This window comes from Streptomyces sp. NPDC020379 (assembly GCF_044387105.1).
Classification (GTDB): domain Bacteria; phylum Actinomycetota; class Actinomycetes; order Streptomycetales; family Streptomycetaceae; genus Streptomyces.
On sequence record NZ_JBIRVR010000014.1, the window covers coordinates 45,032 to 61,286 of the forward strand.

Here is a 16,255-nt window from a genome sequence, read left to right on the forward strand (position 1 = left end):
CCCGCGAAGCCCGGCACGCCGGCACGCTTCCGCAAGTCCAGCAAGAGAGAACGACCTTCACATGAGTCTCGACACCGACGTGGGCACTCCCGCTGTCACCCCCGCCCCCGCTTCCGACGGCGACGACGTCCGCACCCTGGACCGCGTCGTGATCCGCTTCGCCGGTGACTCCGGTGACGGCATGCAGCTCGCCGGCGACCGGTTCACCTCCGAAGCGGCCGAATTCGGCAACGACCTCGCGACGTTCCCCAACTTTCCGGCCGAGATCCGTGCCCCCCAGGGCACCCTCCCCGGCGTCTCCAGCTTCCAGCTGCACTTCGCCGACCACGACATCCTCACCCCCGGCGACCGGCCGGACGTCCTCGTGGCCATGAACCCCGCCGCGCTGAAGGCCAACCTCGGCGACCTCCCCGCGGGCGGCACGCTCATCGTCAACACCGATGAGTTCACCAAGCGCAGCCTGGCCAAGGTCGGCTACGCGGCGGACCCGCTGGAGGACGGCTCCCTCGGCGCCTACCACCTGCACAAGGTGGCCATGGCCACCCTCACCAGGGGCGCGCTGGAGGACACCGGACTGGCGAAGAAGGACGCCGAACGGGCGAAGAACATGTTCGCCCTCGGCCTGCTGTCCTGGATGTACCACCGGCCCACCGCCGGCACCGAGCGCTTCCTGCGGGAGAAGTTCGCCAAGCGCCCCGAGCTCGCCGAGGCCAACGTCCTCGCCTTCCGTGCCGGCTGGAACTACGGCGAGACCACCGAGTCCTTCGCGGTCACCTACCAGGTCGCCGCGGCCGCGCTGCCCGCCGGCACGTACCGCCAGATCACCGGCAACACCGCGCTCGCCTACGGCATCGTCGCCGCCGGCCGCCGCTCCGGGCTTCCCGTGCTGCTCGGCACCTACCCGATCACGCCCGCCTCCGACATCCTGCACGAGCTCTCCAGGCACAAGGCGTTCGGCATCGCCACCGTGCAGGCGGAGGACGAGATCGCCGGGATCGGCGCGGCGCTGGGCGCCGCGTTCGGCGGTGCGCTCGGGGTGACCACGACCTCGGGGCCCGGCGTCGCCCTGAAGTCGGAAACCATCGGCCTCGCCGTGATGACCGAGCTCCCGCTGCTGATCATCGATGTGCAGCGCGGTGGCCCGTCCACCGGCCTGCCCACCAAGACCGAACAGGCCGACCTGCTCCAGGCGATGTACGGCCGCAACGGCGAATCTCCCCTGCCGGTGGTGGCTCCCCGCTCCCCGGCGGACGCCTTCGACGCCGTCCTGGAGGCCACCCGGATCGCCCTGACCTACCGCACGCCCGTGATGCTGCTGTCCGACGGTGCCATCGCCAACGGCTCGGAGCCCTGGCTGATCCCCGCCGCCGGCAGTCTGCCCGACCTGCGCGTGGAGTTCGCCGCCGAGCCCAACGCCACCGACGGCTCCGGCGGCTTCTGGCCCTACCTCCGCGACCCCGAGACCCTCGCCCGGCCATGGGCGGTGCCGGGCACCCCCGGCCTCGAACACCGCATCGGCGGGCTGGAGAAGGCCGACCGCATCGGCAACATCTCCTACGACCCGGACAACCACGAGAAGATGGTCCGCCTCCGGCAGGCCAAGGTCGACGGCGTGCGGGTCCCCCGTCTCGCCGTGGACGACCCCGGCGGCGACGCCCGCGTCCTGGTGCTCGGCTGGGGCTCCACCTACGGGCCCATCGGCGCGGCCTGCCGCCGGGTCCGCGCCGCGGGCGGCCGCATCGCCCAGGCCCACCTGCGCCACCTCAACCCCTTCCCGGAGAACCTGGGCGAGGTCCTCGCCGCGTACGACCGTGTCGTCGTGCCGGAGATGAACCTCGGACAGCTCGCGACCCTGCTCAGGGCCAGGTACCTCGTGGACGTCGTCAGCCACACCAAGGTCACGGGCCTGCCCTTCATGGCGGAGGAGCTCCAGGGCGTACTGACCGATGTGATCGGAGAACCGCAAGCATGACAGCGATCGACCTCGGCATGCCCGCGCGCGGCGGCCTCGACGGCGTGCCCGCCGCCCCCGGCCCCCAGACGGCGAAGGACTTCAAGTCCGACCAGGAAGTGCGCTGGTGCCCCGGCTGCGGCGACTACGCGGTCCTCGCCGCCGTGCAGTCCTTCATGCCCCAGCTCGGGCTGGCGAAGGAGAACGTCGTCTTCGTCTCCGGCATCGGCTGCTCCTCCCGCTTCCCGTACTACATGGACACCTACGGGATGCACTCCATCCACGGCCGCGCCCCCGCCATCGCCACCGGCCTCGCGACCGCGCGCGAGGACCTGTCGGTGTGGGTCGTCACCGGCGACGGCGACGCCCTGTCCATCGGCGGCAACCACCTCATCCACACGCTGCGCCGCAACGTCAACCTCAAGATCCTCCTGTTCAACAACCAGATCTACGGCCTGACGAAGGGCCAGTATTCGCCGACCTCCGAGGTCGGCAAGGTCACCAAGTCCACGCCGATGGGCTCCCTCGACACGCCTTTCAACCCGGTCTCCCTCGCCCTCGGCGCCGAGGCCACCTTCGTGGCCCGCGCCCTCGACTCCGACCGCAAGGGCCTCACCGAGGTCCTGCGCGCGGCGGCCGAGCACCGGGGGACGGCGCTCGTGGAGATCTACCAGAACTGCCCGATCTTCAACGAGGGCGCCTTCGACGCGCTCAAGGAGCCGGGTGTACGCGAGCGGCACATCATCGGGCTGCGGCACGGCGAGCCGATCCGCTTCGGCGCGGACGGTGAGCTCGGTGTGGTCCGTGACGCGGACGGCCGCCTCGCCGTGCGGCCCGTGGCCGAGGCCGGCGAGGAGGCGCTGGTCGTCCACGACGCCACCGAGGCCGACCCGGCCTATGCCTTCGCGCTGTCCCGCCTCGGCGGCCAGGACCGTGCCCACACGGTGACGGGCGTCTTCCGCTCGGTGTCCCGACCGGTCTACGACGACCAGGTGCGCGACCAGCTCGCCCGGGCCCGCGACGCGGGCGAGCCGGACCTGGACGCCCTCCTGCGGGGCAGGGACACCTGGACCGTCACCGCGTGAAGCCGGTCGGCGGGGGTGTCACCCTTCGGCGAGACCGGCACCCCCGCCCATCTCGCGTTCGCGCCCGCCCGGGTGGCGGTGGCGCCAGAGCCAGAAGACCGCGCTGCAGCCGACCGCCCACGCCCCCAGGACCGCGAACGGGAAGGCGTGCTGGTGCCCGCCGAAGTAGACCGCCGTGTGGTGGGCGTTGACCGAGGCGCCCGGGGGCAGCCAGCGGCCGACCGTACCCAGGAGCGACGGCAGCAGCGGCCAGGACACCGCGCCGCCCGAGGAGGGGTTGCCGAGCAGCACCAGGAGGCTCCACGTCGGGAGCATCGCCCAGCGCCCGATCAGGGTGTTGAACATGGTGAAGACCATCCCCGACGCGAACATCGTCAGCGTCAGGATCAGCCACGACTCCGTGAACGGCAGCCGCAGCGCGCCCAGGCCCCAGTCGACGACTGCGGCGATGGCGAAGCCGCCCAGCGCCGACTGCAGCAGGGTGAAGGCGATGCGCTCGCCCGGGTTCAGCCGGGCCGCGTGCACGCTCAGCTGGATCGCGCCGATGAAGCCGACCACCGACGCGGCGAGCGAGACGTAGAACAGCGCGAGCCCCCGCGGGTCGCCCTTCTGCAGCGGCTTGATGTCCGTGACCGTCACCGGCACGCCGATGGCCGCGCCCACCCGGGGCGCCGTCTCGGTCAGCAACTGCGCGACCGAGGCACCCGACGCGCCCGACACGGACAGCGCGGCACGCCCGTCCGTCCGCTGTTCCAGGATCGCGAACACCCGCTGCTCCTCCACCGCCCCCCGGGCCCGCCGGTACGTGCCGTAGTGGTGCAGCTTGAGCGTGGCCCCGAGGGCCTTCTCCATCCCCTGCACGAACTGGGCCCGCTTCACCTCGGAGGCCGGCACTCCGGTCACCGCGGTGGGGATGCTGCGGGGCGTGGGGTTGGCCATGCAGTACGTGTACGACCCGGCGAAGAGCCCGGCCGCCGCGGCGACGAGCACCACGAGCACGGCGGCTGGAAAGAACGGCGACCGCCGGAACGCCGCCCAGCGCCCGCCGCCTGTGGACCCGATGCTGTTTCCGGCCGTGCCTTTCTCGTTCACACCCCCACCATAGGCGGGCAAATCGGATCATCACGGGCATCCGGGTTCTGTCGCGAGCGGCGGCCGCCGCTCAGGTGACCGTCGTGCGCTGCTGGAAGCGTTCGGCGTGGTGCTCCCCGGAGCTCACGACCTCGCTCAGATGCCGCACCGCGGACAGCACGTCCCCATGGGTGACATAGAGCGCGTTGACGCCGAAGCGCAGCATGTCCGGGGCGCGCATGTCACCGATGACGCCCCGCGCCGCGAGGGCCTGCACCAGCGCGTAGGCGTCCGGGTGGCGGAGGGTCACCTGGCTGCCGCGCCGTTCCGGGTCGCGCGGTGTGACCACGGTGAAACCGTGCAGCAGGGCGTCCGCGCAGTCCAGGAAGAAGGACGTCAGGGACAGGCTCTTGGCCCGTACGTCCGCCATGGCGACGCCGTCGAACGCCGTCAGCGCGGCCTCCAGGGCCAGCATCGACAGGATCGGCGGCGTGCCGATCCGGCCCCGTCCGACCCCCTCCGCCGGCGCGTAACCGCCGCTCAGGCCGAACGGCTCGGCGTGCCCGTTCCAGCCCGTGAGCGGCTGGTCGAACGCCGCCTGGTGGCGCTCCGCGACGTACAGGAACGCCGGGGCGCCGGGACCGCCGGACAGGAACTTGTAGCCGCAGCCCACGGCCAGGTCCGCGCCCAGCTCGTCCAGCCGGACGGGCAGGGCGCCCGCCGCGTGGCACAGGTCCCACAGCATCAGCCCGCCGGCCCGCCGCACGGCCCCGGTCGCCGCGGCCATGTCGTACAGCTCGCCCGTGCGGTAGTCCACCGGGGAGTAACCGGCGACCGCGACCCGCTCGCCCTCCCGCGCCAGGAAGTCCGGCAGTTCAGCCGGCGGCACCCGGCGCACCTCCAGGCCGAACAGCCGGGCCACCGAATCGGCGATGTACTGGTCGGTGGGGAAGTGCCCCGGGTCCGTCAGCATCAGCTCGCGGCCGGGCCGCAGGCGGACCGCCGCCGACAGGGCGTTGAACAGCTGGACGCTCGTGGAGTCGCCGGCCAGCGTCTGCCCCGGGGCCGCGCCGACCAGCCGCCCGATCGCGTCCCCGACCCGCAGGGGCGCCTCCCACCACGCGTTGTCGTTCCACGACCGGATCAGGTCCGTGCCCCACTGCCGGTGCACGGCGTCCTCCATGGCGGGAGGCACCGCGGCGGGCAGCGCCCCGAGGGAGTTGCCGTCCAGATAGACGACCCCCTCCGGCAGCAGGAACCGTTCCCGCACGGCGGCCAGCGGGTCGGCTGCGTCGAGCGCGCCCGCGCGGGCCGTCAGGGCGTCGAGGTCGTGGGTGGTGGCGGTGGTCACCGCGAGATCCTTTACTTGTCGGGAACGGCGGCCGGAGGCTCTCGCCGGAAACGGCGGCCGGCGGGGGAGAGGCGGCCTACGAGCAGTGCGTGCGGGACAGCCGGGCCAGCGTCTCGATCACCGACCCGCTCGCCGGTGACCCCGGCTCGATGAGCGTGTAGTGCCCGGTTCCCGGCAGGACCACGAGCTGGGCGTCCGTGTGCACGGCCATGTAGCCGGTGAACTGCTCGTGCGGCAGCTCCTCGTCCACCTCGCCGTGCAGCACGACCGTCGGCACACCGGTCGTGCCCGGCCCGCGCAGCATCGTCAGCGGGTCCACGGACGGCAGCAGCGACTCCACCCGGTCGGCGGGGCCGAGCAGTTCGAGCCCCGCGCCGTTGCTGAGGTCCTCACGGATCGTCGCGGCCAGGTCGGTGATCGGGGCCAGCGCCAGCACGGCCGTCGGCAGCTCGGTGGTGTGCCACGGGGAGTCCTCCGGCAGCAGCCCGCGCGCGGCCGCCCACAGCGCGAGGTGACCGCCCGAGCAGTGCCCGGCCAGCACATACGGCCGCCCCGCCGGGATCGTGTCCAGCAGCAGCGCGATGTCGTCGAAGGTCGCCGGATAGCCGCCCGCACCGCCGGCCCGGCGGAAACCGGGCAGGACCGTGGTGAAGCCGTTCTTCGCCAGATGCGCGGCGAACGGCGTCAGGTGCATCCGGTCGTACCGCCAGTAGCCACCGTGCAGCAGGATCACCAGCGGCGCGTCCGGGTCCTCCGCGGGCCACATGTCGTACGACTGATGCGGGTGGTCACCGTATTTGTGGTGGGAGGGCGCGAGGACCGGCCGCAGGCTCAGCACCCGGCGCTCCTCCTCGGCCGCGAAATCGGAGATCGTCCTAGACATAGCTGCGGGCCGTCCATACCTCGGGGAACACGGAACGGGCGGCGCGCTTCTCCAGGAAGGCCACGCCCGGGGAGCCGCCACTGCCGGTCTTGGCGCCCATCGCCCGCCGGGTGGCCAGCAGATGGTCGCTGCGCCAGCGCAGCACCAGCTCGGCGATGTCGGTGAGCGCCTCGCCCAGCGCCACCAGCGGGTCGCTCTGCGGACCCGCGTAGATCTGCCGCCAGACCTCCTCGACTCCGGCGTCCGCCTGGTACGCCACCGTGCGGTCGCGCTCCAGCACCCCCTCCGGGACGGGCAGTCCGCGCCGGTGCAGATACGCCAGCACCTCGTCGTACAGCGACGGCTGGGTCAGGGCGTCCTCCAGCTCCGCGTGCACCCGGGGGTGACCGCGGTGCGGCTGGACCATCGAGCGGGACTTGTCGCCCAGCAGGAACTCCATGTGCCGGTACATCGCCGACTGGAAGCCGGACGCCTCGCCGAACGCCGCGCGGAAGCCGTTGAACTGCGCCGGGGTCAGCGAAGCGATCGGCCGCCACGAGTCGTTGAGCGCCTGGAGCGAACCGAGGCTCCGGCGCAGGGCCTCCATGGCCCGCTCGGTGTCGTCCTTCATCAGGGAGTCACGGGCGGTGCGCCACTCGTGGACTATCAGCGTGAACCACAGCTCCATCACCTGGGTCGTGACCAGAAAGGCCATCTCGCCGGGGTCGTTGGAGAGGGGCTGCTGGAGGTTGGTGAGCACCGAGGCGTGGACGTAGTCCTCGTACGGTGTCGTCCCGTCGAACTCCAGCAGGGAGTCGTCCTCTTCGAGCGCCTCGGGAACGGGCGTGCTGGTGCTGTCAGTCATAGGGGTCTCCTCGGACAGGGCCCCGCCGGCCGGAAGGCGCAGGGCGGAGGGCGGAGGGAAGGTGCTCGGGCCGCGGCGGGCGGTGCGGTGCGCTCGCCACGTGGTGTCCCGGGCAGGCGGCGGCGGTCGCGTCCCGGCGCCGCGCCCCGGCCCGTGCTTTTCGGGTGACCGGTGGGTCACAGGCCCAGATGGGCGCCTCCGGTGGCATCCAGGTACTGACCGGTGACCCAGCGGGCGTCGTCGCTCGCCACGAAGGCCACCACGTCGGCGATGTCGGCGGGCTCGCCGACCCGGTTGAAGGCGGAGACGGCCGCGTACATCGCCCGCACCTTCGGATCCTTCAGGGTCGGGTTGATCTCCGTGTCGACGAAGCCGGGCGCCACCGAGTTCACGGTGATGCCGCGCGGGCCGAGTTCCTTGGCGAGGGCGAGGGTGAGCGTGTCGATCGCGCCCTTGGTCATCGAGTAGGCGGAGATGTGCGGGATGGCGATCCGGGTGACGGCGGAGGAGATGTTGACGATCCGGCCGCCGTCGCGCAGCCGGCCCAGGCCCTGCTGGATCACGAAGAACGGCGCCTTGACGTTGACGGCGAAGACCCGGTCGTAGTCCTCCTCGGTCACCGCGGCGATCGGCTTGGGGAGCGTGACACCGGCGTTGTTGACCAGGATGTCCAGGCCCGGCCCGGCACCGTACCCCGCGAGGCCCGCGTCGAACGCCTCCCACAGGGCGACGGCGTCGCCGCTCACGCCGAGTTCGGCCTGGAAGGCGAACGCCTTGCCGCCCGCCGCCTCGATCAGTCCGACGGTCTCCTTCGCGGCCGTCGCGTCGTGCCCGTAGTGGACGGCCACCAGCGCGCCGTCCCGGGCCAGCCGCAGCGAGATGCTCCTGCCGATGCCCCGGCTGCCACCGGTCACCAGCGCGGTCCTGCCGGTGAGAGTGCCCATGGTTCCTGTCCTTACGTGTCGCTGTGTGTCGATGTCGTCGTGGGGCCCGTGGCGGCCCTGAGCGGCCCCTTGGGGCCGCTCAGGCGTCGAAGTCGAGCCCGACCTCGTCCGAGTCCGGCCGCGCCCGGCAGGCGAGGGTGTAGCCGCCCGCCAACTCGGCCTCGCCGAGGGCGTACTGCCGGTCCATGCGCACCGAGCCGGAGACCACCTTGGCCCGGCAGGTGCCGCACAGCCCGTCGCGGCAGGAGTACGGGGTCTCCGGCCGGGCCCGCAGCACGGCGTCCAGCACCACCCGGTCGCCGGGCCCCATGGTCGCCACGGTCGTCCGGCCGGCGAGCCGCGCGGTGATCCGCCCCTGCCGCGCCGGAACGTCACCGCCGTCGGCCTCCCGCGGCCCGTCGGCGGTCGAGAAGAGCTCCAGGCGCACCCGGGCCGGGTCGGCGCCCCAGCAGGCGAGCGCCTCACGCACCGACTCGACCAGCCCCCAGGGGCCGCACAGATAGAAGAACCCGCGGTCGTCCGGCTCGGCGCCCAGCAGGGCCAGCAGCTTGGTCAGCCGCCCGCTGTCGACCCGGCCGGAGAGCAGCTCCGCCTCGCGCGTCTCCTGGGAGAGCACATGGAGCGTGAAGAACCGGTCGACGTAGGCGTCCTTGAGGTCGGCGAGCTCGTCCGCCAGCAGCACCGACGCCGCAGTCCGGTTCGCGTAGACCAGCGAGACCCGGCACTCGAGGTCGTCCCGCAGCGCGGCCGCCGCCATGCTCAGCAGCGGCGTGATGCCACTGCCGCCCGCGATCAGCACGTGATGCGCGCCCGGGCGGTCCACCAGCCCGAAACCGCCTGTCGGCGCGGAGAGTTCGAGGAAGTCGCCCACGGCCAGCCGCTCCGTGGCGTACTCCGCGAAGCCGCCCGGCCCCAGGCGCTTGACGACCAGGCGCAGCCCGGAGCGCTCCCCGGGCGGCAGGCAGACGGAATAGCTGCGGCGCAGCTCCGGTCCGCCGTCGCCGTCCGGGAGGTGCCGGACGGCCACATGCTGTCCGGCGCGGTGGGCGAAGACCCCGGCCAGGTGGTCCGGTACGTCCAGGCGGATCGCGACCGCGTCGTCGGAGGCCCGTTCCACCTCCGTCACGCGCAGCCGGTGCCACACGCCCGCGTGCGGCGCGGACGCCGTCCCGGTCGTCACGGATGCCGCCGTCAGGGATGTCGTCGTCATGGCGGTCGTCACATCGCCTTCAGATGAGCGAAGGTCTCCTGGCACGCGGTGCACACCAGGACGGCTTGGCAGCGGGTCGCCCCGAACGCGCTCTGCGGGCGGGTCGCCACGGAGCCGCAGTTGGGGCAGGGCAGGCCGAGCCCGAGCCGCACCGGCAGCGGCGCCCCGGGCGCCGCTGGCGGGGCGATGCCGTTCTCGGAGAGCTTGCGGCGGCCCTCCGCGCTGATCCAGTCGGTCGTCCACGCGGGCGACAGCAACTGCCGTACGCGTCCGTCGGGATGGCCGCACTCCGCCAGCGCCTCCCGGATCCCCGCCTCGATCGCGGGCATCGCGGGACAGCCCAGGTAGGTCGGTGTGATGGAGACCTCCAGCGCGCCGTCCGCCGCCACCTCCACCGCGCGGATCACCCCGAGGTCGTCCAGGGTGACCATCGGGAGCTCCGGGTCCGGCACGGTGTTCACCCGCGCCCGGACCTCCTCGGCGGACAGCCGGGTCACGGCGCTCACCAGGTGCCCCCCGGATACTGCCGGCGCACCGACTGCAACTCGGCCAGCAGCGGGCCGAACGCCTCCGTGTGCAGCCCCGAACGCCCGCCGCCCGCGTGCCAGGACGGCTTGGGCACGGTCAGCCCCGCGTCCGCCACGACGCCGGCGACCTCCCGCTCCCAGCCGGCCCGCAGCCGCGCGGGATCCACCGCCGTGCCGTCGGCGTCGAGCCGCCGCACCAGCTCGTCCGACGCGAACAGCTCACCCGCGTACGGCCAGACGCGGTCCAGCCCCGCCTGCATCCGGCGGTGGCTCTCGGCCGTGCCCCGGCCCAGCCGCACGGTCCACTGGGAGGCGTGCATCCAGTGGTACTCGACCTCCTTGGCCGCCCGCGCGCCGAAGCCCGCCAGCGTCGCGTCACCCGCCTCGGCCAGCGCCGTGCACAGCAGCATGCTGTACCGCGCGTAGACCAGCTGCCGGGCGATGGTCACCGCGAAGTCGCCGTTGTCGATCTCCACCAACAGCGCGTTGCGGAAATGGCGCTCGGTCCTGCCGTACGCCAGGTCGTCGTCACTGCGGCCGGTGCCGTCCAGCTCGCCGCTGTACGCGAGCAGGGTCCGGGCGTGCCCGAGCAGGTCCAGCGCGATGTTCGACAGCGCCAGGTCCTCCTCGATGGTGGGCGCGTTCGTCACCCACGCGCACAGCCGCTGGCTGAGGATCAGCGCGTCGTCACCGAGCCGCAGCGCGTACGCCGCGATGTCCCGGGTGCGTGCCTCCGGGGGGCTAACCGTCATGGCTGCCGCCCTCGTTCAGCGCCACATAGTGCTCCGGATACCGGTACGGCTTGTCGGCCGCGTTGCTGAACAGCGGGTCCTTCTCGCTCGGCGAGGACGCGCGCACCGCGTCGGAGCGCACCACCCAGATGGACACCGACTCGCCCCTGCGGGTGTACAGATCCCGGGCGTTGGCCAGCGCCATGTCCGCGTCGGCACCGTGCACCGACCCCACATGCTGATGGGACAGGCCGCGGCGCGGCCGGATGAACACCTCCCACGGAGTCTGCACCCGTGCGGTCCGCTCACTCATGCGCTCTGCCCTTCCTCGTACCCGCCCGCCGCGTAGGCGTCGACGGCCTCCCGCACCCAGGCACCGTCCTCGTGTGCCGCGACCCGGTGCGCCAGCCGCTGCCGGGCGCACTGCGAGTTGTCCGCCAGCGCCTCCCGGAACAGCCGCCAGTCGATCGGGCTGAAGTCGTAGTGCCCGCGCTCCTCGTTCCACCGGATCGCCGGGTCCGGCAGCGTCACGCCCAGCCGCTCGGCCTGCGGCACGACGTTGTCCACGAACCGCTGCCGCAGCTCGTCGTTGGTGTGCCGCTTGATGCCCCACGCCATGGAACGCTTGCTGACCGCCGCGCCCATCGCCGCCGTGCGGTCGTCCGCGCCGCCCGCCGTCGTGTCCGGCGGGCCGAACATCAGCGCCACCGCGGGCAGCCACCAGCGGTTCACCGCGTCCTGCGCCATCTCCTTCTGCTCCGCCGTCCCCCGGCACAGCGACCACAGCACGTCGTAGCCCTGCCGGACGTGGAACGCCTCCTCCTGGCACACCCGCCGCATGGCCCGCGCGTACGGCCCGTACGAGGTGTGGCACAGCGGCACCTGGTTGACCACGGCCGCGCCGTCCGTCAGCCAGGCGATCGCCCCGGTGTCCGCCCATGTCAGCGCCGGGTGGTTGAAGGTGGCCGCGTAGCGCTGGGTCCCGTTGTGCAGGGCGTCCAGCAGCTCGGCGCGCGACACCCCCAGGGTCTCCGCCGCCGAGTACAGATAGAGCCCGTGCCCGGCCTCGTCCTGCACCTTGGCCAGCAGGCTCGCCTTGCGGTGCAGCGACGGCGCCCGGGTCAGCCAGGCACCCTCCGGCTGCATGCCGATGATCTCGGAGTGCGCGTGCTGGGCGAGCTGCCGGAGCACCATCCGCCGGTAACCGTCCGGCATCCAGTCCCGCGGCTCGATCCGCTCGTCGGCGGCCAGCAGCGCCTCGAAGTGCTCGGTGAAGCCCTCTTCGCCGCTCGCGTCGGTGGTCGTCACCCTGAGAGCACCCCTCTCACTCCTTCGTCCTCGACTGCCGGAGGCGACGGTGCCTCCAGACGTAAGGAGTACGGGGCGGGGGAGTTCCATCCCTGCGCATCCGTTCCGGACCCGTGACGAAGATCACGAAAGGGGCATGGAGAGTGCGGCCGCGCGGGCGACTCTTCATCAACGGGCAGACCGCTCGCCGAACAGCGGCGGCACCGCGACGAAAGGGAAAAACATGAGCACCGTACGGGAGATGCTCGTCGAGCTGACCGGCACGCCGGAGTTCGCCGACAGCATCGGCGACGACGCCGACCTCAGCGCCAGCGGCATCGACTCCGGCGACCTGGTGCGCCTGGTCCTCCTCATCGAGCAGCGCACCGGCGCCGAGGTCACCGCCGAGGACATGGAGCAGCTCACCACCATCGCGGACTACGAGCGCTTCGTCGCCACCCGCGGCGGGGCAGCCGCGCAGCCGAACGGCTCGTGATGTGGCTGACCCAGCTGGCGGAGCGCAACCGCCAGTGCTTCCCCGACCGGACGGCCCTGGTGGACGAGCGCCGCTCCGTCACCTGGGCCGAGTTCGACGACCGGACCGGCCGGCTCGCCCGCGGGCTGGCCGGCCTCGGCATCCAGCGGGGTGACCGCGTCGCGGTGCTCTCCCTGGACCGCATCGAGGTCATGGAGACGTACTTCGCGCTGGGCCGCCTCGGCGCGCTCTTCGTCCCCCTCAACCACAGCCTGACCCCAGCCGAGGTGACCGGCATCGCCGAGCGCACCGGGGCCGTCGCCGTCATCGGCGAGGCCGCGCTCCTCGACCGCCACCCCGATCTGCCCGTCCGGCTGCGGATCGCCATGGAGAGCGAGGAGTTCGCCGCCCTGGGCGCCGACGGCGGGCCCGGCCTGCCCGACCTGCCCGACGACACCCCCGCGGCGATCCTGCACACCTCGGCCACCACCGGCCAGGCCAAGGGCGTCACCGTCGACCACGCCTCCTTCCGGGCCATCGCGCTCGGCTGGCTCGCCGTGGCCCGCCCCGCCGACTCCGCCGACAACACGGTCCTCGTCAACTGCTGCCCGCTCTACCACGGCAGCATGGTCGTCTCCCTGACCTACATGGCCGCGGGCGCCACCATCGTCCTCATGCCCGGCTTCAAGCCGCAGACCGCGCTCGCCGCCGTCGAGAACCACCGCGCCACCCACATCTGGCTCGTCCCGCAGATGCTCCGCTTCCTGCTCCAGGCGAAGGCCGTGGAGAGCACCGACCTGTCGACCCTGCGCGAGATCCTCTACGGCGCCTCGCCCATGCCCGTCGACATCTACGCCGAAGCCGCCGCCCGCCTCGGCTGCGGCTTCCGCCAGGTCTACGGCATGACCGAGGTCGGCGGCCCGTTCGTCACCCTCGGCCCCGAGGAGCACCCCGCGCCGGACGCCGTGCCCGACCTGATCCCCGCCGGGCGGGTCGTTCCCGGCATGTCCGCGCGCGCCCTCGACGACAGCGGCGCGGAAGCCGCGCCCGGCGCCATCGGCGAGATCGTCGTCCGCGGCCCCGGCGTCATGCGCGGCTACTGGGGCAACGACGCGGCCACCGCCGAGATCACCGTCGACGGCTGGATCCGCACCGGCGACCTCGGCTACATCGACCGCGCCGGCCTGATCCACCTCGTCGACCGCAGCAAGGACCTCATCATCCGCGCCGGGCAGAACGTCTACCCGACCGAGATCGAACGGGCCCTGCGCACCCACCCGGCCGTCCAGGACGCCGCCGTCGTCGGCACACCGGACCCCGACTACGGCGAGGTCCCCCTCGCCTACGTCGTCGCCGACGAGGGCACCGGCACCGCCGAACTGCTGCGTCACGTCGCCGAACACCTCGCGCCGTACAAGCGGCCCCGGCGCATCGAATTCATCGACCAGGTTCCCCGGAACCCGGCCGGGAAGATCCTCAAGAAGCTGCTGCACACCTGACCATGGCGACCGTGACGGACCGGGCCGGGGTCGAGCACGCGCTGCTCGCCCTCCGCCCGGTCCTCGCCGTTTCCGGCATCGCGCTGGGCGTCGCCACCGACGGCGGGGAGCCCTTCGGGCCGGGAGAGGCGGAGTTGGCGTCGGCCATGCCGGAACTCAGGCGGCGGGACTTCCTCGCCGGCCGCCGCGCCGCACGCCGGGCGCTCGCCCTGGCCGGCCTGCCGCCGAGGGAGATCCTCGCCGACGGCCGCCGCCCCGTCTTCCCCGAGGGCTGCGCCGGCACGATCAGCCACTCCGGCGGCCTCGCCGTCGCCCTGGCCGCCCCCGCTTCCCGTTTCCGGTCGCTGGGGTGCGATCTGGAGACCCGCGGACTACCGCTGGAGGCGGCGCACTTGGTGCTCGGTGAGGACGAGCGGGCGTGGGCGGCGGGGTCGGTGCGGCGACTGCTCTTCGCGTTCTCCGCGAAGGAGGCGGCGTTCAAGGCGCTCTTGGACGCGGCGCCGTCGCAGTTGCTCGGTGTCGCCTTGCGGCCGGGGCGGGGCGGCGGCTTCCGGGCGTGGCCGCGCGACTTTCCTGAGCGGGCTGTGGAGGTACGGTGCCGCGGCGTCGCGGGGGCGGCGTTCACTTGGGCGGTGCGTCTGTAGGCGGGCGGGGTTTTGTTCCCCACCCCGCCCCTTCCCGAAACGGGCTGGATGTGGCTGACGTGAGTGCGCGATTCAGCCCGTCCGGCGCTTGAGGACGCGCCCGAAGGGCGCTGAGGCATGCGGGCTCGCCCCCCCACGCGGCGGAGCCGCACATCAGACGCGGCCGGGAAGGGGCGGACAGGGGAAAGGCCCGCCGCAGGCGCGACGGGCCGAGCCTCCCGGACGGATCAGGCCGTCGCGTTGACCAAGACCGCCATATTGCCCGCGGGATGCTCATTGTCGTGGATCAGCTGATGCGCCTTGCCGATCTCGTCGAACCCGAGCGTCAGCGACAGGCAGGGATCGACCAGCCCCTGCCCGATCAGCTCGGTGACCTCTCGCGCCTCCCGCGCGTTCGAGACGTGCGACCCCTGCAGCCGCTTCTGCCGCATCCACAGGAACCGCAGGTCCACATCGCCGTTGTAGCCCGTCGTGCCGCCGCAGATGACGACCATGCCCGCGTTGTCGCACAGGTACATGGACGTGGGGATGGTGTCCGCGCCGGAGTGCTCCAGGACGATCCGCGGCGCGCGCCGCTCGCCGAGCACCTCCCAGAAGCGGCGGCCGAACGCGCGCGCCCCCTTGAGCCATGCCGCCATGGCGTCCTCGTCGGACGTGTCCGGCAGCCGGCCCCAGTGGTCGAAGTCGCGCCGGTTGATGTAGCCCTTGGCGCCCAGCTCGACGCAGTACTCGCCGCGCTCGTCGCTGGAGACGACCGCGATGGGTATGCCGCCGGCCCGCCGGACCAGCTGGATGGCCATGCAGCCCAGCCCGCCCGCACCGCCCCAGATCAGCACCGGGTCGCCGGGCCGCACGGTGTGCGGCTCCCAGCCGAACAGCTGGCGGTACGCGGTCGCGGCGGTCGCCATGTAGCACGCGGCCTCCGCCCAGGACAGCCGCTTCGGCTTCGGGTGGCACATGTACTCGTCCACGACCGTGAACTGCGCGAAGGAACCGAAGTTCTCCTCGTAGCCGTACACGCTCTGCGTGGAGGAGGTGGAGGGGTCGGCGCCCAGCCGGATGTCCTCGGCGGTCTCGTCCCACTGGTTGGCAAGGATGACGACCTCGTCGCCGAGGGCCACGTGGCGCACGCCCTCGCCGACGGCCCACACGACGCCCGACGCGTCCGAGCCGCCGATGTGGAAGTCCTCCGTCGCGCCGCGCCGCTGCCGGGTGGCGACGACGTCGACCGGGTCACCGAGCGCGGCCCAGACGTTGTTGTAGTTCACACCGGCGGCCATCACCTTGATGAGCACCTGGCCGCGCCCGACCTCCGGCACGTCCACGACCTCCGTGCGGAAGGCGTCGATGGGCATGCCGTAGCGCTCGGGCCGGATGAGCGACGCGTACATGCGCTTGGGCGCCTGCCCCAACGGGGGCGCGTCGCCGAGCTCGTAGAGGTCCTGGGTCACTGGGTGGCTCCTGACAGTTCGGGACGGAGACCGGCGGTGTGCTCGGTCGTGCTGGTGGAAGCGGAGCGGGCGGCGGCCCGCTCCAGGTGGTCGAGACAGGCACGGTGACCGGTCGCCGGCAAAGTGACCGTCCAGCCTTCCGGGAGGTCGGCGAAAGCGGGCCACATGGAGTGCTCCCCGGCCGCGTTCGTGAGCACCAGGTGCGACTCCTCACCCTGGCCGGGGTCCTCGAACGGACTGCGCACGGTTCTACCTTTCCTTGCTGTGCGTTGGTGCGTTGGTGCTGTGGTGCGTTGGTGCGT

General features: G+C 72.7%; 17 protein-coding genes. 5 read left to right on the top strand and 12 right to left on the bottom strand.

Translation table 11 applies throughout. From position 1 onward, the window contains the following. Nucleotides 1-61: 61 nt before the first annotated feature. Nucleotides 62-1,972 carry a 2-oxoacid:acceptor oxidoreductase subunit alpha gene (locus tag ACH427_RS19460; RefSeq protein WP_398870739.1) on the top strand — a complete coding sequence of 637 codons (1,911 nt, stop codon included), beginning with the start codon at nucleotides 62-64 and terminating at the stop codon, nucleotides 1,970-1,972. Further along, the gene (locus tag ACH427_RS19465; RefSeq protein ID WP_398870740.1) at nucleotides 1,969-3,036 is read left to right on the top strand and encodes a 2-oxoacid:ferredoxin oxidoreductase subunit beta; all 1,068 of its coding nucleotides are present in this window, start codon (nucleotides 1,969-1,971) and stop codon (nucleotides 3,034-3,036) included. The genes ACH427_RS19460 and ACH427_RS19465 overlap by 4 nt, the downstream gene beginning before the upstream one ends. 18 nt (nucleotides 3,037-3,054) lie before the next feature. Here the strand turns inward: ACH427_RS19465 and ACH427_RS19470 are convergent, their stop codons facing one another. From ACH427_RS19470 to paaA, 10 genes are all read right to left on the bottom strand, one after another. Continuing rightward, nucleotides 3,055-4,128, bottom strand: coding sequence for an ABC transporter permease (locus tag ACH427_RS19470; protein WP_398870741.1), 1,074 nt, complete (start codon nucleotides 4,126-4,128; stop codon nucleotides 3,055-3,057). 70 nt (nucleotides 4,129-4,198) lie between these two features. Next, nucleotides 4,199-5,458: a kynureninase gene (gene kynU, locus ACH427_RS19475; protein ID WP_398870742.1), complete on the bottom strand. Its 1,260-nt coding sequence runs from the start codon at nucleotides 5,456-5,458 to the stop codon at nucleotides 4,199-4,201. 76 nt (nucleotides 5,459-5,534) lie between these two features. Next, on the bottom strand, nucleotides 5,535-6,341 hold the full coding sequence (locus ACH427_RS19480) for an alpha/beta fold hydrolase (protein ID WP_398870743.1): 807 nt from the start codon (nucleotides 6,339-6,341) through the stop codon (nucleotides 5,535-5,537). Beyond that, on the bottom strand, nucleotides 6,334-7,185 hold the full coding sequence (locus ACH427_RS19485) for a tryptophan 2,3-dioxygenase (RefSeq protein WP_398870744.1): 852 nt from the start codon (nucleotides 7,183-7,185) through the stop codon (nucleotides 6,334-6,336). Before ACH427_RS19485 ends, ACH427_RS19480 begins: the two co-directional genes overlap by 8 nt. 176 nt (nucleotides 7,186-7,361) lie before the next feature. Then, a complete protein-coding gene (locus ACH427_RS19490; protein ID WP_398870745.1) occupies nucleotides 7,362-8,129 on the bottom strand; it encodes an SDR family oxidoreductase in 768 nt (255 codons plus the stop codon). A 79-nt stretch (nucleotides 8,130-8,208) separates the two neighbouring features. Further along, nucleotides 8,209-9,339, bottom strand: coding sequence for a 2Fe-2S iron-sulfur cluster-binding protein (locus ACH427_RS19495; protein WP_398870746.1), 1,131 nt, complete (start codon nucleotides 9,337-9,339; stop codon nucleotides 8,209-8,211). A gap of 8 nt (nucleotides 9,340-9,347) precedes the next feature. Further along, a complete protein-coding gene (gene paaD / locus ACH427_RS19500; protein ID WP_398870868.1) occupies nucleotides 9,348-9,848 on the bottom strand; it encodes a 1,2-phenylacetyl-CoA epoxidase subunit PaaD in 501 nt (166 codons plus the stop codon). Beyond that, nucleotides 9,842-10,618, bottom strand: coding sequence for a 1,2-phenylacetyl-CoA epoxidase subunit PaaC (paaC, locus tag ACH427_RS19505; protein ID WP_398870747.1), 777 nt, complete (start codon nucleotides 10,616-10,618; stop codon nucleotides 9,842-9,844). Before paaC ends, paaD begins: the two co-directional genes overlap by 7 nt. Further along, a complete protein-coding gene (gene paaB, locus ACH427_RS19510) occupies nucleotides 10,608-10,910 on the bottom strand; it encodes a 1,2-phenylacetyl-CoA epoxidase subunit PaaB (RefSeq protein WP_116214376.1) in 303 nt (100 codons plus the stop codon). The genes paaC and paaB overlap by 11 nt, the downstream gene beginning before the upstream one ends. Beyond that, nucleotides 10,907-11,995 carry a 1,2-phenylacetyl-CoA epoxidase subunit PaaA gene (gene paaA / locus ACH427_RS19515; RefSeq protein ID WP_398870749.1) on the bottom strand — a complete coding sequence of 363 codons (1,089 nt, stop codon included), beginning with the start codon at nucleotides 11,993-11,995 and terminating at the stop codon, nucleotides 10,907-10,909. The genes paaB and paaA overlap by 4 nt, the downstream gene beginning before the upstream one ends. 133 nt (nucleotides 11,996-12,128) lie before the next feature. Here paaA and ACH427_RS19520 point away from each other — a divergent pair, with 133 nt between their 5' ends. From ACH427_RS19520 to ACH427_RS19530, 3 genes are read left to right on the top strand one after another with little or no spacing between them, the layout of a single operon-like run. Further along, a complete protein-coding gene (locus tag ACH427_RS19520; protein WP_398870750.1) occupies nucleotides 12,129-12,380 on the top strand; it encodes an acyl carrier protein in 252 nt (83 codons plus the stop codon). After that, nucleotides 12,380-13,858 carry a class I adenylate-forming enzyme family protein gene (locus ACH427_RS19525; RefSeq protein WP_398870869.1) on the top strand — a complete coding sequence of 493 codons (1,479 nt, stop codon included), beginning with the start codon at nucleotides 12,380-12,382 and terminating at the stop codon, nucleotides 13,856-13,858. The genes ACH427_RS19520 and ACH427_RS19525 overlap by 1 nt, the downstream gene beginning before the upstream one ends. A gap of 2 nt (nucleotides 13,859-13,860) precedes the next feature. Then, the gene (locus ACH427_RS19530) at nucleotides 13,861-14,502 is read left to right on the top strand and encodes a hypothetical protein (protein WP_398870751.1); all 642 of its coding nucleotides are present in this window, start codon (nucleotides 13,861-13,863) and stop codon (nucleotides 14,500-14,502) included. 227 nt (nucleotides 14,503-14,729) lie between these two features. On the opposite strand, the gene ccrA is transcribed toward ACH427_RS19530, so the two are convergent. Then, complete coding sequence (gene ccrA / locus ACH427_RS19535) at nucleotides 14,730-15,893, bottom strand: crotonyl-CoA carboxylase/reductase (RefSeq protein WP_398870870.1); 1,164 nt, start codon at nucleotides 15,891-15,893, stop codon at nucleotides 14,730-14,732. 56 nt (nucleotides 15,894-15,949) lie between these two features. Beyond that, a complete protein-coding gene (locus ACH427_RS19540) occupies nucleotides 15,950-16,198 on the bottom strand; it encodes an MbtH family protein (RefSeq protein ID WP_398870752.1) in 249 nt (82 codons plus the stop codon). Between the last annotated feature and the right edge of the window lie 57 nt (nucleotides 16,199-16,255).

What these genes read in the sequence shown, in the direction of transcription:
- ACH427_RS19460 (WP_398870739.1), top strand. Translation starts at nt 62, where the DNA reads ATGAGTCTCGACACCGACGTGGGCACTCCCGCTGTCACCCCCGCCCCC.
- ACH427_RS19465 (WP_398870740.1), top strand. Translation starts at nt 1,969, where the DNA reads ATGACAGCGATCGACCTCGGCATGCCCGCGCGCGGCGGCCTCGACGGC.
- ACH427_RS19480 (WP_398870743.1), bottom strand. Translation starts at nt 6,341, where the DNA reads ATGTCTAGGACGATCTCCGATTTCGCGGCCGAGGAGGAGCGCCGGGTG.
- ACH427_RS19485 (WP_398870744.1), bottom strand. Translation starts at nt 7,185, where the DNA reads ATGACTGACAGCACCAGCACGCCCGTTCCCGAGGCGCTCGAAGAGGAC.
- ACH427_RS19490 (WP_398870745.1), bottom strand. Translation starts at nt 8,129, where the DNA reads ATGGGCACTCTCACCGGCAGGACCGCGCTGGTGACCGGTGGCAGCCGG.
- ACH427_RS19495 (WP_398870746.1), bottom strand. Translation starts at nt 9,339, where the DNA reads ATGACGACGACATCCCTGACGGCGGCATCCGTGACGACCGGGACGGCG.
- paaC (WP_398870747.1), bottom strand. Translation starts at nt 10,618, where the DNA reads ATGACGGTTAGCCCCCCGGAGGCACGCACCCGGGACATCGCGGCGTAC.
- paaB (WP_116214376.1), bottom strand. Translation starts at nt 10,910, where the DNA reads ATGAGTGAGCGGACCGCACGGGTGCAGACTCCGTGGGAGGTGTTCATC.
- paaA (WP_398870749.1), bottom strand. Translation starts at nt 11,995, where the DNA reads ATGGAACTCCCCCGCCCCGTACTCCTTACGTCTGGAGGCACCGTCGCC.
- ACH427_RS19520 (WP_398870750.1), top strand. Translation starts at nt 12,129, where the DNA reads ATGAGCACCGTACGGGAGATGCTCGTCGAGCTGACCGGCACGCCGGAG.
- ACH427_RS19525 (WP_398870869.1), top strand. Translation starts at nt 12,380, where the DNA reads ATGTGGCTGACCCAGCTGGCGGAGCGCAACCGCCAGTGCTTCCCCGAC.
- ACH427_RS19530 (WP_398870751.1), top strand. Translation starts at nt 13,861, where the DNA reads ATGGCGACCGTGACGGACCGGGCCGGGGTCGAGCACGCGCTGCTCGCC.
- ccrA (WP_398870870.1), bottom strand. Translation starts at nt 15,893, where the DNA reads ATGTACGCGTCGCTCATCCGGCCCGAGCGCTACGGCATGCCCATCGAC.